The organism is Pseudomonas sp. 8209, assembly GCF_028682105.1.
Lineage (GTDB): Bacteria > Pseudomonadota > Gammaproteobacteria > Pseudomonadales > Pseudomonadaceae > Aquipseudomonas > Aquipseudomonas palmensis.
Genome location: NZ_JANIAH010000012.1, coordinates 182,118 through 197,848 on the forward strand (window position 1 = coordinate 182,118; position 15,731 = coordinate 197,848).

Annotated in this window: 16 protein-coding genes; 6 read left to right on the top strand and 10 right to left on the bottom strand. The window is 63.8% G+C overall.

Features of this window, described 5'->3' with window-relative positions; translation table 11 throughout:
- Nucleotides 1-5: 5 nt before the first annotated feature.
- From NP552_RS23735 to NP552_RS23765, 7 genes are all read right to left on the bottom strand, one after another.
- Nucleotides 6-377 (bottom strand): Na+/H+ antiporter subunit G, encoded by a 372-nt coding sequence (locus tag NP552_RS23735; RefSeq protein ID WP_043860104.1) that lies wholly within the window; start codon nt 375-377, stop codon nt 6-8.
- Complete coding sequence (locus NP552_RS23740) at nt 374-652, bottom strand: K+/H+ antiporter subunit F (RefSeq protein ID WP_043860103.1); 279 nt, start codon at nt 650-652, stop codon at nt 374-376. Before NP552_RS23740 ends, NP552_RS23735 begins: the two co-directional genes overlap by 4 nt.
- A complete protein-coding gene (locus NP552_RS23745) occupies nt 649-1,137 on the bottom strand; it encodes a Na+/H+ antiporter subunit E (RefSeq protein ID WP_043860102.1) in 489 nt (162 codons plus the stop codon). The genes NP552_RS23740 and NP552_RS23745 overlap by 4 nt, the downstream gene beginning before the upstream one ends.
- Entirely contained in the window at nt 1,134-2,819 is a 1,686-nt protein-coding gene (locus NP552_RS23750; protein WP_043860101.1) for a monovalent cation/H+ antiporter subunit D, read from the bottom strand. Before NP552_RS23750 ends, NP552_RS23745 begins: the two co-directional genes overlap by 4 nt.
- Nucleotides 2,816-3,160, bottom strand: coding sequence for a Na+/H+ antiporter subunit C (locus NP552_RS23755; protein ID WP_007986256.1), 345 nt, complete (start codon nt 3,158-3,160; stop codon nt 2,816-2,818). The genes NP552_RS23750 and NP552_RS23755 overlap by 4 nt, the downstream gene beginning before the upstream one ends.
- Entirely contained in the window at nt 3,160-6,078 is a 2,919-nt protein-coding gene (locus tag NP552_RS23760; protein WP_054915726.1) for a monovalent cation/H+ antiporter subunit A, read from the bottom strand. The genes NP552_RS23755 and NP552_RS23760 overlap by 1 nt, the downstream gene beginning before the upstream one ends.
- Before the next feature lie 149 nt (nt 6,079-6,227).
- A complete protein-coding gene (locus NP552_RS23765) occupies nt 6,228-7,175 on the bottom strand; it encodes a DMT family transporter (RefSeq protein WP_078480523.1) in 948 nt (315 codons plus the stop codon).
- Nucleotides 7,176-7,259: 84 nt separating this feature from the next.
- Here NP552_RS23765 and NP552_RS23770 point away from each other — a divergent pair, with 84 nt between their 5' ends.
- Nucleotides 7,260-7,823: a helix-turn-helix domain-containing protein gene (locus NP552_RS23770; RefSeq protein WP_274097207.1), complete on the top strand. Its 564-nt coding sequence runs from the start codon at nt 7,260-7,262 to the stop codon at nt 7,821-7,823.
- A gap of 7 nt (nt 7,824-7,830) precedes the next feature.
- Here NP552_RS23770 and NP552_RS23775 read toward each other — a convergent pair whose 3' ends face one another.
- A complete protein-coding gene (locus NP552_RS23775) occupies nt 7,831-8,388 on the bottom strand; it encodes a cysteine hydrolase family protein (protein ID WP_054915728.1) in 558 nt (185 codons plus the stop codon).
- A 104-nt stretch (nt 8,389-8,492) separates the two neighbouring features.
- Here NP552_RS23775 and NP552_RS23780 point away from each other — a divergent pair, with 104 nt between their 5' ends.
- The 4 genes from NP552_RS23780 (at nt 8,493) to NP552_RS23795 (ending at nt 14,128) form a co-directional block, all read left to right on the top strand.
- Nucleotides 8,493-9,473 (top strand): GlxA family transcriptional regulator, encoded by a 981-nt coding sequence (locus NP552_RS23780; protein WP_058540605.1) that lies wholly within the window; start codon nt 8,493-8,495, stop codon nt 9,471-9,473.
- 77 nt (nt 9,474-9,550) lie between these two features.
- Nucleotides 9,551-10,990, top strand: a complete 1,440-nt coding sequence (locus tag NP552_RS23785) for an FAD/NAD(P)-binding protein (RefSeq protein ID WP_274097208.1) — start codon at nt 9,551-9,553, stop codon at nt 10,988-10,990.
- A gap of 105 nt (nt 10,991-11,095) precedes the next feature.
- Nucleotides 11,096-12,256, top strand: coding sequence for a cysteine desulfurase family protein (locus NP552_RS23790; protein WP_255002346.1), 1,161 nt, complete (start codon nt 11,096-11,098; stop codon nt 12,254-12,256).
- Nucleotides 12,257-12,310: 54 nt separating this feature from the next.
- Nucleotides 12,311-14,128 (top strand): aminopeptidase P family protein, encoded by a 1,818-nt coding sequence (locus tag NP552_RS23795; protein ID WP_274097209.1) that lies wholly within the window; start codon nt 12,311-12,313, stop codon nt 14,126-14,128.
- Nucleotides 14,129-14,171: 43 nt separating this feature from the next.
- Here NP552_RS23795 and NP552_RS23800 read toward each other — a convergent pair whose 3' ends face one another.
- Nucleotides 14,172-14,453, bottom strand: coding sequence for a hypothetical protein (locus NP552_RS23800; RefSeq protein ID WP_043859840.1), 282 nt, complete (start codon nt 14,451-14,453; stop codon nt 14,172-14,174).
- A 181-nt stretch (nt 14,454-14,634) separates the two neighbouring features.
- A complete protein-coding gene (gene rhtA / locus NP552_RS23805; protein ID WP_043859839.1) occupies nt 14,635-15,522 on the bottom strand; it encodes a threonine/homoserine exporter RhtA in 888 nt (295 codons plus the stop codon).
- Between the two features lie 2 nt (nt 15,523-15,524).
- On the opposite strand from rhtA, the gene NP552_RS23810 reads away from it, so the two are divergent.
- On the top strand, nt 15,525-15,731 hold a 207-nt coding region (locus NP552_RS23810; protein WP_274097210.1), incomplete at its 3' end, for a hypothetical protein.

The following is a 15,731-nucleotide window of genomic DNA, read 5'->3' on the forward strand; positions in this document are numbered from 1 at the left end:
AGGTGTCAGTGCCCGGTATCGCGCCCGCGGCCACTGCTGACCTCTTCGGGTACGTCATCCCCGGCCATGCGCTTGCGAAACAACCCGGCCCGCGCCAGCAGCAGGGTGGTCACCGGCACGGTGATCGACAGCAGGATCGGGATCAGCCAGGCGTGCAGTACGGGCGAGTGCTTGAGGCCCGAAAAGTACAGGATCGAAGCCATGGCCACGCACCAGGTGCCGAAGGTCGACGCCAGGGCGGGCGGGTGCATGCGCTGGAAGAAGGTCTTCAGGCGCAGCAGGCCTACCGCGCCGCTCAGGGCGAACAGGCTGCTGACGACCAGCAGCACAGCCGTGACCACTTCAAGCCAGAACGGCAATTCGACGGTCGAGTTCATTCGATCACCTCGCCACGCAGCAGGAATTTGGCCAGGGCAAACGAGCCGACAAAGCCGAACAGGGCTATCAGCAGCGCACCTTCGAAGTAGGTGTCGCTGGCGTAGCGGATACCCAGCACCAGCATCATCAGCATGGCCAGAATGTACAGGTAGTCCAGCGCCAGTACCCGGTCCTGCGCCGAAGGGCCCTTGAACAGGCGCACCAGGGTCAGGGCCATGGCCAGGGCAAAGATGAACAGGCTGGCGAGAATGGCGTTGGCGAGCAGGCCAGTCATTCGAAAATCTCCATCAGCGGACGTTCGTAGGTGTGCTTGAAGTGGTCGATGAACTGCGTTTCATCGTCCAGATCGAAGACATGCAGCAGCAGGATGCTGCGGTCCAGCGCCAGCTCCGACCAGATGGTGCCGGGAATGACCGTGGTGATCATCGACAGCGCCGCCAGGCCATGGGCATCGCGCAGGTCCAGCGGAATACGGATGAAGCGCGAGCGTGGCGGCCGGCCACCGGCCTGCCATACGCTACGGGCAACCTGCAGGTTGGACATCACCACATCGCCCCCCACTCGCAGAATCAGCCGCACGATGGTGCCCGGCTTGCGTATGCGCACCGGTAGCGGACGCAGCGGCGCCATCAGGATGGGTGCCAGGATTGCCAGCAGTGCGCCAAGCAGCAGGTTGCCGGCACTCAGCGAGAGGTTGAGCAGCAACCACAACCCCCAGAGCGAAAGCGACAGCAGTGGTGCGGGAAACAGGCGCTTCATGGCTGCACCTGCCCGGCAATCGCCTCGCTGGTGGGGCCGGGCACCGGTCGCGTGCCGAGTACCGCATTGACGTAGCTGGCAGGGTCCTTGAGCCCGGCTGCCGTGTCCTGGGTGTAGCGCAGCAGTGGTTCGGCGCGCACGCTCAGCAGTACGCACAGCCCCAGCAGCAGCACGATGGGAATGCACTCATTGCGCCGTAGCAACGGCGAGGGGCGCTCCTGCGGGGTCCAGAAGCGCTGGATGCCGACACGGGTCAAGGCGATCAGCGATGCCAGGCCCGAGAGCACCAGCAAGGCCACCAGGCCCCAGCCGGCTGCGGACAGCGGCTGGTCGACCGGCACGCCCAGGCCGTTAGGGTTGAACAGGGCGCTGATCAGGCTCAGCTTGCCGATGAAACCGGACAGCGGCGGCATGCCGATGATCAGCAGCGCGCAGGCGATGAAGCTCAGGCCCAGGAATGCCATGGTCCAGGGAATCACCTGGCCGATCACCGCCTTCTGTTCATCGTCCAGGTTGATGCCCTTGGGCGGCTGCAGCGATTCCAGGGGCGAGGGCAGCGCATCGGTGTCGTCTTCCAGCGGGATCTCGTTGGCCGAGCGCGAGCGCTCGATCAGCTCGGCCAGCAGGAACAGCGCGCACAAGGCCAGGGTGGAGCTCACCAGGTAGAACAGGGCGGCGGCGGTCAGCGCCGCCTGGCCGAAGCCGATGGCGGCCAGCAAGGTGCCGGCCGAGACCAGGATGCTCAGGCTGGCCATGCGCTCCAGGCGTTGCGCCGCCAGGATCGACAGCGCCGCGCAGCCCAGGGTGGCCAGGCCACCGATGACCAGCCACTCGCCGCCGAAGAACGCCGAAGCGCCGGCCTGACCGGAGAACAGCAAGGTCCACAGGCGCAGCACGGTATAGGTGCCCACCTTGGTCATGATCGCGAACAGTGCGGCAACCGGGGCGCTGGCCGACGAGTAGGCCGGGACCAGCCAGAAGTTGAGCGGCCAGATACCCGCCTTGGCCAGAAAGGCCGTGGCCAGAATCGCCGCGCCGGCATGCAGCAGGCCGCGGTCGGCCTCGGGCACCAGCGGAATCTTCAGGGCCAGGTCAGCCATGTTCAGGGTACCGGTGACCCCATAGAGCATCGCCGCCCCCACCAGGAACAGCGAGGAAGCGAGCAGGTTGATGGCAATGTAGTGCAGGCCGGCCTTGACCCGCGCACGACCCGAGCCATGCAGGATCAGGCCGTAGGAGGCGGCCAGCAGCACTTCGAAGAACACGAACAGGTTGAACAGGTCGGCCGTCAGGAAGGCGCCGTACAGGCCCATCAGCTGGATCTGGAACAGGGCGTGGAAGCTGGCGCCTGCGCGGTCCCAGCGCGCGGTGGCGAACACCAGCGCGCTGACCCCGACGATGCCGGTGAGTACCAGCATCAGTGCCGAAAGGCGGTCGAGTACCAGCACGATGCCGAAGGGGGCCTGCCAGTTGCCCGGCAGGTACACGCCGATCGAGCTGGCCTGGCCCTGCTCCTGCACCCACAGCAGCAGGCAGATCGAAATACCCAGCCCGGCCAGGCTGGAGATCAGGTTGATGCGGGCCTTGAGCGGCCGGCGCTTTTCGCCCAGCAGCAGCATCAGTGCGGCGGTCAGCAGCGGCAGCAGAATGGGCGCGACGATCAGTTGGTTCATCACACTCATTCTTTAGGCTCCCGGCCATCCACGTGGTCGGTGCCGGTCAGCCCGCGCGAAGCCAGCAGCACCACCAGGAACAAGGCGGTCATGGCGAAGCTGATGACGATGGCCGTCAGTACCAGTGCCTGGGGCAACGGGTCGGTGTAATGGAGCAGGTCCTGGGGTACGCCGTCCTTGATGATCGGCTCCTTGCCGATGAACAGGCTGCCCATGCTGAAGATGAACAGGTTGACGCCGTACGACAGCAGACACAGGCCCATCACCACCTGGAAGGTCCGTGGGCGCAGGATCAGCCACACGCCTGACGCGGCGAGCACACCGATGGCAATTGCAATCACTTCTTCCATCAGGCGGCTCCCGGGTTGACGGTGGGTTTGGGCTGGCTGCTCGGCCGGTGGCTGCGCACCGACTGGTGGGCCAGTGCGGTGAGGATCAGCAGCGTGGACCCGACCACCACGGTAAAGATGCCCGTGTCGAAGAACAGGGCGCTGGCGACATGGATGTCGCCCAGTATCGGCAGGTCAAGGTGCGCGGTATGCGTGGTCAGGAACGGGTAGCCGAGCAGCATCGCCCCGGCCCCGGTGAGGGTTGCCAGCAGCAGGCCGGTGCCCATCCAGCGCAGCGGACGCAGGCTCATCTGGGCTTCCACCCACTGGGTGCCGGCCACCATGTACTGCAGGATGAAAGCCACCGACATCACCAGGCCGGCGACGAAGCCGCCACCGGGCTGGTTGTGGCCGCGCATGAACAGGTACATCGAGATCACCAGCGCGATCGGCAGCAGCAATCGCACCAGGGCGGCGGGCACCATCATGAAGCCCAGCGCGGTATCGGCGGCCTGACGCGGGTTGACCAGGTCGGTGACCACGTCCGGCGCCAGCAGGCGCTGCTGGGCAGGCAGCTGGATGCTCTCCTTGGGCGGGCGGAAGCGGCGCAGCAGGGCAAACACGCTCAGTGCCACAGCCACCAGTACGGTGATTTCACCCAGGGTATCGAAGCCGCGGAAGTCAACCAGCATCACGTTGACCACGTTGGTGCCGCCACCCTCGGGCAGCGCCCGGCTCAGGTAGAAGGAAGAAATCACGTTGGGTGTCGGGCGGGTCAGCATTGCGTACGACAGCAAGGCCATGCCACCGCCGACCAGCACCGCCAGCAGCAGGTCGCGCAGGCGGCGTGCCACAGCGCGCTCCTTGCTGCCGGGCAGGGGCGAGATGTCTTCGATACGCCGTGGCAGCCAGCGCAGGCCCAGCAGGATCAGCACCGTGGTGACCACTTCTACCACCAGTTGGGTGAGCGCCAGGTCCGGCGCCGAGAACCAGACAAAGGTGATGCAGGTCATCAGGCCGCAGACGCTGACCATGGTCAGGGCCGCCAGCCGGTGGTACTTGGCCTGCCACGCAGCGCCGATGGCGCAGATGATCGCGATCAGCCAGAGCATCACGAATACACCTGAGCCCGGGATCTTGGGCCGGTCGCCCCAGCTCAACCCGGTTTGCAGCATGGGCAGCACGCCGGCGAGCAGGGCGATGAGCACCAGCATGAACAGCTGCTTCTGCAGGCGGCGGGTGGTGAACAGGCGCTCGAAGCGGCGCGCCACACGCATCAGCAGCACCTGGCCGTGTTCGAAGAGGCGCTTGCCATTGAACAGCTCGATCAGCGGCGGGTAGAGGAAGCGCCCGCGCTTGAGCTGATTGCGCAGCACCAGGTAGAGCACCACGCCGCCGCACATGGCGATTAGGCTCATGATCAGTGGTGCATTCCAGCCGTGCCAGATGGCCAGGCTGTACTCGGGCAGCGTGCCACCCACCACCGGCAGTGCGGCAGCGGCCAGCAGCGGGCCCACCGACTGCGCAGGGAAGATACCCACCACCAGGCAGGTCAGCACCAGCAACTCGACCGGCGCGCGCATCCAGCGGGGCGGCTCGTGGGGGGTATGGGGCAGGTCGGTGGCCGGCGGGCCGAAAAACACGTCGACGGTGAAGCGCAGCGCATAGGCGACGCTGAAGGTGCCCGCCAGGGTCGCGATGATCGGCAAGGTGGTTTCGACCCAGGCCGTGGAACTGATGAACACGGTTTCGGCGAAGAACATTTCCTTGGACAGAAAGCCGTTCATCAAGGGTACGCCGGCCATCGAGGCACTGGCGACCATGGCCAGGGTGGCGGTGAACGGGATCAGCCGGAACAGCCCGCTGAGCTTGCGGATATCGCGGGTGCCGCTTTCATGGTCGATGATGCCGGCGGCCATGAACAGCGAGGCCTTGAAGGTGGCATGGTTGAGAATGTGGAACACCGCCGCTACCGCTGCCAGCGGGCTGTTCAGGCCCAGCAGCAGGGTGATCAGGCCCAGGTGGCTGATGGTCGAGTAGGCCAGCAGGCCCTTGAGGTCGTTCTGGAACATGGCCGCATAGGCGCCCAGCAGCAGGGTGCAGGCCCCTGCGCCGCTGACGATCCAGAACCATTCTTCGCTGCCGGCCAGCGACGGCCATAGCCGGGCCAGCAGGAACACCCCGGCCTTGACCATGGTGGCCGAGTGCAGATAGGCCGAGACCGGCGTGGGCGCGGCCATGGCGTGGGGAAGCCAGAAGTGGAAGGGGAATTGAGCGCTCTTGGTCAGGGCGCCGAGCAGGATAAGGGGAAGCAGAATGGGGTAGAGGGCATGACTGCGAATCAGGTCACCGGCGGCCAGGACCTTGTCCAGGTCATAGCTGCCCACCACATGGCCGAGCAGCAGTACCCCCGCCAGCAGGCACAAGCCACCGGCCCCGGTGACCATTAGCGCCATATAGGCGCCGCGCCGTGCATCGGCACGGTGGTGCCAGTAACCGATCAGCAGGAACGAGAACAGGCTGGTCAGTTCCCAGAAGAACACCATCTGGATCAGGTTGCCAGAGATCACCAGGCCCAGCATGGCACCCATGAACGCCAGGAAAAACGCGAAGAAACGCGGAACCGGGTCCTGGGGTGACATGTAGTAGCGCGCATACAGCGACACCAGGGTGCCGATGCCCAGCACCAGCAGCGAGAACAGCCAGGCGAACCCGTCCATGCGCAGCACGAGATTGAAGCCCAGGCTCGGCAGCCACAGAAATTCTTCACGGATGACGCCGCCATCGGCAATTTGCGGGTACAGGAGTGCGACCTGCACGGTACCGACCAGCGCGACAAGGCCGGCCAGAAGTGATTCGCTGTTACGCGCGTTGTGCGGCAGTACAGCCGCCAGACAGCTGCCAACAAACGGCAGAAGCAGTAGAACTATCAAGGACATAGATTTCTAATCTGCAGAGGTTTGTAAGGGATCATACGTGGCGCCCCGTCGATCACCAACACGCAAGCTGTCGCAGAATCCTACTTTTGCGCCTCATCAACGCGTTTTTTTATAACAGTTTTTTACAAGAATTGTGCCGCTATTGCAGATTACCGGTCCGTTTGTTGCACCTGTTGATCGTCATCACTGGCGCCGAGGGGCTCGCCACGACGTTTGATCTTCAGTTCGCTGACCACCACCGCGATCACGATCAGTAGCCCGCCGAGCAGTGCGATGCCCGGCAGACGCTCGCCCGCCAGGCGGCCGACGATACCGGCCCATACCGGCTCTGCAGCGTAGATCAGCGTAGCCCGGGTGGGCGAGACTGATTGCTGGGCCCAGTTCATTGCCACCTGGATCACCGCACTCATGGCGCCCAGGCCGACGGCACTACCCAGCAGCAGCCAGGAAAAGTCCGGCAGGGCTTCCCGGGTGGGCACCACCATCATGAACGACAGCGCCGACGCGGTAGCCAGTTGCACCACGGTCACGCGGCGCACGTCGACCTTGCCGGCATAGTTGCTGATCAGAATGATCTCGGCTGCGATTGCCACGGCGCCGATCAGCGTGGCGATTTCGCCGGGGCTGAACTGCAGCGAGCTGCCACTGGGGCCGGCCACCAGCATCAGTCCGGCGAACGCCAGGCCAATGCCCAGGCTCGGCATCAGCCCCGGGCGCCGGCCCAGCACCAGCCACTGCAGCAGCGGTACAAAAGGTACGTACAAGGCGGTGATGAATGCCGACTGGCTACTGGTGATGGTTTGCAGGCCCACGGTCTGCAGGCCGTAGCCCAGCATGATCGAGGCGCCGATCAGCACGCCGGCCTTGACTTCGAACCAGGTCAGGCCGGACAGCGCACGCGCACTGAACGCTCCGACAAACAGCGCCGCCGCTGCAAAGCGCAGGCCGACGAAGAACATCGGGCCGCTGACGGTCATCACGTTATGCACCAGCAGAAAAGTGGCGCCCCAGAGCATGGTGATGAACACCAGCACCAGTTCGGCCTTGCTCAGGCGCAATGAAAGGAAGAGGGATCGGGCAGTGGTCGGCGAGGTCATGGGCTTGCACACGTGGGGCGAGCGACGCACAATGCGTCGGAAGGTGGGCAGTATACTGCGCAAGCCATGTGAGTGAGCAATATAGTGCACAAAGATTCCAGTCAGCGGGCCTCCGTGCTTCAGCACGTGAGCCAGAATATCCGGCGCCTGCGCCATGCGGCAGAGCTGAGCCAGAGCGCCCTTGCAGAAAAATCCGGTGTCAGCCGACGCATGCTGGTGGCAATAGAAGCGGGTGAAAAGAATGTCAGCCTGACCACCCTCGACCTGATCGCCGAGGCCTTGTCGGTGGCGTTCAGCGACCTGATCCAGGCACCTGACAGCCGTGACCCTGATCGCATCAACGAACTGGCCTGGGCCGGTGTGCACCCCGGCAGCAAGGCCGTGTTGCTGGCAAGTTCCAGGGCCAGCCGCGAGGTGGAGTTGTGGGAGTGGCGCCTGGAGCCGGGCGAGGTGTACCCGGCCGAGGCCGATTTCGACGGCTGGAGCGAACAGATCTACGTGTTCGAGGGGCGCCTTACCCTGGTGATAGAAACGCAGGAACATGTGCTGGCGGCTGGCGATTTCTACAGCTTCGCCAGCAACCGCATGCATGCCTACCGCAACGATGGCGACTTGGCGACGCGCTTCGTGCGCAACGTGGTGATCTGAAGGCCTGTCAGCGCCGATTGGCGTCAAGCCACTCCTGGGTGGAGACCACCTGCGCGTAGGCGAAGGCCAGCGACGCCATGTACGCCGCGTGGGCCTGGGCCGCCGGTACGACCACGCCGTTGAATTCCAGGTCGCGGGTGGCGCAGGCATCGTGCACCACCGTGGTGCCATAGCCCATGTCCGAGGCGGCCCGGGCGGCGGCATCGATGCACATGTGGCTCATGCTGCCGACCAGGGTCAGGCCGGTAATCTTGTGCTGGTCGAGCAGGGCCTTGAGGTCGGTGCCCAGAAAGCTGTTGACGTTGTGCTTGAGCACCACCGGCTCGCCCTCGCGAGCGGCTGCTTTCGGATGAATCTGCGCGCCTTCGGAGCCCGGAGTGAAGAAAGGTGCATCGGCGGACTCGAACTCATGACGTACATGGACCACCAGGTCGCCGTTTTCGCGGGCAGCCTGGATGATCCGTGCGGCGTTGTCGGCGGCCGCATCGGCGCCGTGCAGCGTCCATTTGCCGCCGGGGAAGTAGTCGTTCTGGATGTCGACGATGATCAGTGCCTGTTTGCTCATGGTGCAGTCCTTCAGGAGAATGGTTGTGACGTGCTGATAGTTATAGGCTTGTGCGACAGGCTTGCGCATTGGCGCGACCGACAAATTGGCGGGAAAAACTGACAATGGATGCAATCGGCGATCAGGTCGAGATCGGTATTCTGGTTTACCCAGGTGCCCAGATGGCGGCAGTGCACGGCCTGACCGACCTGTTCGCGGTAGCCAACCGCATGGCCGCGGACCTCGGGGCGCGACGCAGCCCGCTGCTGCGGGTGTGCCACTGGGCCGAGGTGCCGGGACAGCCGCTGGCGGTGAGCTTCGACAGTCACCCGCAGGCGCATCACCGCCCACGAGTGATGATCATCCCGCCCAGCCTGACCGAGGAGCCGGGCCCCGAACTGATCGAACGTTTCTGCAACGACCTGCGTCAGTGGCACCGCGAAGGCGCGCTGCTGGTGTCGGTGTGTGTCGGGGTGTTCTTCATTGCCGCCAGCGGCCTGCTCGACGGTCGCTCCGCCACTACTCACTGGAATTTTGCCCAATCGCTGGCCGAGCGCTTTCCCCTGGTCAAGGTCGAGGCCAACCTGCCGTTGCTGGAAGATGGCGACATCATTACCTCGGCCGGATTGATGGCCTGGACCGAGTTGGGGCTCAAGCTGGTCGAGCGCTTCCAGGGGCAGACCCTGGCGGCTGAGACGGCGCGATTTCTCGCGGTGGCGCCAGTGCATGCCATGCCTGGGCCGGGCAGCGTGTTCAGCCCGCGCCTGGACCATGGCGACGAAGCGGTGCTCAAGGTGCAGCACTGGCTGCAGAGCACGGGGGCGCGGGAGGTCAACCTGGCCTTGATGGCCGACTGCGCAGGGCTCGAGCAGCGCACCTTCCTGCGGCGTTTTCGCAGCGCCACCGGCCTCAAACCCACCGAGTACTGTCAGCAGGTGAGGGTAGGGCGCGCTTGCCGGATGCTCGAGTTCACCAACCGCAGCATCGACCAGATCGCCTGGGGTGTTGGCTACCAGGACCCTGGTGCGTTTCGCAAGGTCTTCCACAAGGTCACAGGGCTTGCGCCAGGCGAGTACCGCAAGCACGTGGTCGGGCCTGCGGGCTGATCCTCCTTTGGTACCGCACCGCTGCCCTTGCGGTGGATTGCTGCTTATTATCCGGTCTCCCGGGAAAGGAGATACCGATGCACGAACAACAACCGGCAACTGCCTGCGACGACATGGTGGATGTACTGATCATCGGGGGTGGCCTGAGCGGCGCCTTGTTGGCGGCGCAATTGCTGCGTCGCCCCGGACGCCGGCGCCTGCTGGTGGTCGAGCCGCGTGGGGAGCTGGGGCGTGGCGAAGCCTACAGCGCTACCGAAAACGGTCATACCCTCAATGGCAATGCGGCGCGCATGAGCGTCGATCCGGACAATCCCGATGACCTGACCCACTGGCTGCAACAGCAGATCGATGCCGGGCAGTGGCCCGAATCCGCCGAGCAGGGCGTGCCGGTGGCCGAATTGTTCCCGCCGCGAGGTCTGTTCGGTCGCTATGCCCGCCAGCGTCTGGCAGAGGCCGAGGGTGTCGGCGCCAAGGCCGGCTCCACGCTGGAGCATGTGTGTACCGAGGTGGTTGACCTGCAGGTGCACGATGACAGGGTTCAGGCGCAATTGCAGGATGGGCGCCGGGTGCAGGCGCGCCAGGCGGTGCTGGCTACCGGCATGTTTGCCGCGGCGCGCACGGCGCAGGTGGGTGAGAACAGCCTCAACGCCGCAGCCATAGACCCCTGGGACGTGGCCGCCATGCGCACGATCGACCCGCAAGGCACAGTGTTGATCATCGGTTCCGGGCTGACCATGGTCGACACCCTGGTGTCGTTGCAACTGGCCGGGCATCGTGGGCCTGTCGAGGTATTCTCGCGCCACGGGTTGTGGCCCCACGAGCGCCGTCAGCCACCGCCCTGGGAGGATTTTCTCGAGGCGGACCCTTCCCTGCGCAGCCCGCGCCAGTTGCTGCGTGCGCTGCGCCGGCAATGCAGGCTGGCGTTGGCCCAGGGCATCGACTGGCAGGCACCGCTGGACACGGTGCGGGTGCATATCCCCAGGCTGTGGAGCCAGGCCAGTGACCGCGAACGCCGCCAGTTCGTGCGCCATGTGCGGCCCTGGTGGGAAAGCCATCATCACCGTTCGCCGCCCCAGGGTGCAGCGCTGCTGGAGCGGTTGCGCCAGGAGGGGCGCCTGCATATTCATGCGGCCTCCCTGCAGAGGGTCGAACCGGCTACCGGAGCCGGGGTGGGGGTGCGCCTGCGGTTTCGCGGCGAGGCCCAGGCGACGCGGGTCGAGGGTGCCGCGCTGGTCAACTCCACCGGTATCGAGTATGACTGGCGGCGCGTGGCACGCCCGCTGCCGCAAGCATTGCTGCAGCGCAGGCTGATCCGGCCAGGGCCGCTGGCCCTTGGAATTGATGCTGACCCGCAGGGCGCAGTGATCGATGCCGATGGCGCGGTCAGTACGCGCCTGTTTGCGATGGGCCCGCCGCTGCGTGGCCTGTGGTGGGAAAGTACTGCCGTCACCGACGTGGCGTTGCAGGCCAAGGGATTGGCTGCTCGTCTGACGCGGGAGCCTGAGTCATCACCGTAATTATATTTTTGTTATATAAATATGAAAATTGATAATTAATGGTTCTATGCGTGTTCGTGCACTATAGATGCACGACTACTCCACGCATTCAGGAAGCGCCTGGCCATGACCACACTCCCGCTGTATTTCGACTACGCCGCCACGACACCCGTCGACGAGCGAGTCATTCAGGTAATGGTGGAGTGTCTGGGGGTATCCGGGCGTTTTGGCAATCCGGCTTCCAGCTCCCATCGGTATGGTCAGCAGGCACGCCTGGCGGTCGAGCAGGCACGGGCCCAGGTCGCCGGCCTGGTAGGGGCGCGGGCCGACGAGATCATCTGGACGTCGGGTGCCACCGAATCCAACAACCTGGCCCTAAAAGGGCTGGCTCAGGGCCGCACAGGTGGGCATGTCATCACCAGCCGCATCGAGCACAAGGCCGTGCTCGATACTGCCCGACAGCTCGAGCTGGCAGGCATCGAGGTGACGTGGCTGAGCCCCGATGCCCAGGGGTTGATCACTGAACAGGCGGTATCGGCGGCGCTGCGTGACGACACCTTTCTTGTATCGCTGATGCTGGTCAACAATGAACTGGGCACCCTGAACGATGTGCAGGCCATCGGCGAGCGGGTGCGCCGCCACGGCGCATTGCTGCATGTGGATGCCGCCCAGGGGGCAGGCAAGGTGCCTATCGACCTGTCACGCTGGCCGGTGGACCTGATGTCGTTTTCGGCGCACAAGGTGTATGGGCCCAAAGGGATCGGTGCGCTCTACGTCGGCAAGCGCGCCGCGCCGCTGCTGCAGGCACAGATTCACGGTGGCGGGCACGAGAACGGATTGCGCTCGGGCACCCTGGCCACTCACCAGATTGCCGCCATGGGCGCAGCCTTCGCACTGGCCGGGCAGGTGCAGCAGCAGGAAGTTGCACGTATGCACCGGTTGCGTGAGCGGCTGCTGGAGCAGCTGGCCGATATTCCCGGCCTGGGGCTCAACGGCAGCCCTGTCCAGCGCATCCCTCATACGTTGAGCCTGACCTTTGGCGGTGACGGTATCGATCTGCAGGCGCTGGCCCGTACGCTGGCGTTTTCCTCGACGTCGGCCTGCAATTCGGCCAGCAGTGCGCCTTCGCATGTGCTGCTGGCGCTTGGGCATGACGAGCGTGCGGCACGGCAGACGTTGCGTCTGAGCCTGGGGCGCTATACCCGCGAAGAGGATATCGACGCCGCTGCCGGTGCCATCCACGCAGCGTTACACAATGTGCCTTTCTGGGCGGTTGCCCACGGTTGAGTGCTGCTTCATTATCGTCCACCAGAACATTGGTCGCGGTGGTGGCACAACATAATGAACAGTCAGCCTGGAATGCAGGAAGCAGTAACCGCGCGCCTGGCGCGCCTGGCGCGCATGCGTGCAGTGATGAACCGCGAAGGGGTCGATGCACTGCTGGTGCCCTCGGCAGACCCGCACCTGTCCGAATACCTCCCAGGCTACTGGCAGGGGCGCCAATGGCTGTCCGGGTTTCATGGCTCGGTGGGTACGCTGGTGCTGACGGCCGATTTTGCCGGGCTGTGGGCCGACAGTCGTTACTGGGAGCAGGCCGAAAAGGAGCTGGCGGGTAGCGGTATCGCGTTGATGAAGCTGATGCCGGGTCAGCCGGGGGCCCTTGACTGGCTGGCAGAGCAGGCGCCCGCAGGCGGCACGGTGGCAGTAGACGGTGCGGTGATGCAACTGGCGTCGGCGCGGCAGCTGCAGGATCGCCTCAGGGTGCGCAATGTGCGCCTGCTCAGTGACAGGGACCTGCTGGCACAGGTGTGGCTGGAGCGACCTGCGTTGCCAGGCAGCCCGGTTTACCAGCACCTGCCGCCGCACGCGAGCGTCAGCCGTGCCGACAAGCTGGCGCAACTGCGCACAACGCTCAAGGAGCGCGGCGCAGATTGGCATTTCATTGCGACGCTGGATGACATCGCTTGGCTGTTCAACCTGCGTGGCAGCGACGTTTCATACAACCCGGTATTCGTTTCCTTCGCATTGATCGGTCAGCATCAGGCCATTCTGTTCGTGGCATCGAGCAAGGTCGACAGCGCTGTGCGCGAGGCACTTGAGTCTGACGGGGTGCAACTGCGCGAGTATGAAGCAGTGGGCAGCGCGCTGGCAGGCATCGAGGCGGGCAGTGTCCTGCTGGTAGATCCGGCACGGGTGACCAGCGGGTTGCTGGCCAACCTCGGTGCCCAGGTGCAGCTGCTCGAAGGCATCAATCCAAGCGTTCTGTCCAAGTCGAGAAAGAGCGAGGCGGACCTCGTTTATATCAGGCAGGTGATGGAACAGGACGGTGCGGCGTTGTGCGAGTTCTTCGCGGACTTCGAAGCCGCACTGGGGCATTCGACCCTTACCGAGGTCAGTGTTGACACCTTGCTCGGCGCAGCCCGGGCTCGACGTCCCGGTCATGTGTCCCCAAGCTTTGCTACCATTGCCGCCTTCAACAGCAATGGGGCCATGCCGCATTACCGCGCCACCGACGCCTCGCATGCGCTCATCGAAGGTGATGGGCTGTTGTTGATCGATTCAGGTGGGCAGTACCTGGGAGGGACCACCGACATTACCCGTATGGTGCCCATCGGCACGCCAAGCCTGGAACAGAAGCTGGATTGCACGCGGGTGCTCAAGGGCATGATTGCGCTATCCAGGGCGCGTTTTCCGCGGGGCATTGCCTCGCCTTTGCTCGATGCGATTGCCCGAGCACCGTTATGGGCCGAGCATGTGGATTACGGGCATGGCACCGGCCACGGCGTCGGCTACTTCATGAACGTGCACGAAGGTCCCCAGGTGATCGCCTATCAGGCCTCGCCTGCGCCGCACACAGCCATGCAGGCCGGTATGATCACCTCCATCGAGCCGGGCACCTATCGGCCTGGGCAGTGGGGCGTGCGCATCGAGAACCTGGTGTTCACCCGGGATTCGGGCAAGAGTGGTTTTGGTGACTTTCTTGAATTCGAAACGCTGACCTTGTGCCCTATCGACACACGATGCCTGTTGCCTGAGCAACTGGGCAGCGAAGAGCGTGAATGGCTCAATGATTACCACCGCACGGTGCGTGAACGGCTTTCGCCACTGCTGGCAGGTGCTGCTCTGCACTGGCTGGAACAAAGAACCGAAGCTGTCTGATCGGGCACATGAAAAAGGGCAACCTGCGGGTTGCCCTTTTTCGTTACTTGCAGATGACGATCATGCTTCGGCTGGTGTAGCCGGCGGGGTTGAGACCGAAGGGGTAGTCCCCTGGCTCGTCTTCGCCATCGCCAGACTTGGCGACGACTTTGTAGCCCTTGGTGCCGCAGGAACTGGCGGCCTTGGCGTAGCACTTGTTCCATGAAGACGACAGGCCCGAGCAGTTGATGTGCATGCCCTTCTTGCCGTGTTTGACCTCAGTTTTGGCGTTCGCCGCACAGCCAGCAATGGCCAGAATGGCTAGGATGAGCAAAATTCGTTTCATTCCTGTCCTTACAAAGAGTGTCGGGTCTGCAAGCCCGAAACGGTTGCCTGCGCCTCTTCCTGTTGCCTCTCGCGTCCTTGTCTTAAGTTAACACTTCAAGCAGTGCATTGAATTACAGCTTAAACAGGGTGCCATGGCGACACAATGACAAAAACAGGTTCAAATGGAAATATTTCTCAAATCAGTCGGCTGGGACCAGTGGCGGGCTTTCCCTGCGCATGGACAGTGTGGCTCCCACCGAGGCAGTAATGATCGCGGCGATGGCCAGCCATTGCGCCATGCTCAACACTTCGTTGAGAAACAGTAGTCCCGACAATGCACCGAATGCCGGTTCGATGCTCATCAGTGTGCCGAAGGTTCGGGCGGGCAGGCGTGTCAGGGCCACCATTTCCAGGCTGTACGGTAATGCTGTCGACAGAATGGCCACGCCAATCGCCACGGGTAGCAGGGCAGGGTTGAGCAGGGCGCTGCCGGCATGAACGATGCCGATCGGCGCAACGAACAGTGCGGCAACCATGACGCCAAGTGCGGCGGTCTGAATGCCGTGCTCGGCCCCGGCTTTCTGCCCATACAGAATGTAGAGCGCCCAGCACACGCCGGCGCCCAGTGCGTATCCGGCGCCTACCAGGTCGATGGCCGCCCCGGTCTGCCCGATGGGTATCAGCAGCAACAGGCCGATCACTGCCAGCCCGATCCATACGAAATCCATGGCCCTACGCGATGCGTACAACGCCACGGCCAGCGGGCCGGTGAACTCCAGGGCAACGGCGATACCCAGCGGGACACTGCGCAAGGACATATAAAAGAGAAAGTTCATGCCGCCCAATGCCAGGCCATAGATGATGACCGACTTGAGGGTGCTGGAGGTGAAGCGCGCGCGCCAGGGACGCAGCAGCACCAGCATGATGAGGCTGGCGAAAATCAGGCGCAGCGTTGTGGTGCCTTGCGCACCTACCAGCGGGAACATGCTTTTTGCCAGCGAGGCGCCGGACTGGATGGATGCCATTGCAATTAGCAGCAGGCCAATGGGAAAGAGGCTGGAGGCCAGGCTGCGGGGGTGGGTGTTCATTGTTGGAGTTGCTTCCTTATATAGAGAGAGGCGTGTGGCCTGGCGCCTATGATGCGCAAGGAGGCGAAGATGAGCAATATAGTGCGCAGCTTTCTTTGTTCATCGAATATCGCCAATTAGCCCTTGACGCACGATTTAATCTCTCTATAATTCGCCCCACTTCCGGCGCAGTCGGAACGAAAAACTCCTTGAATATCAATGAGTTGGGC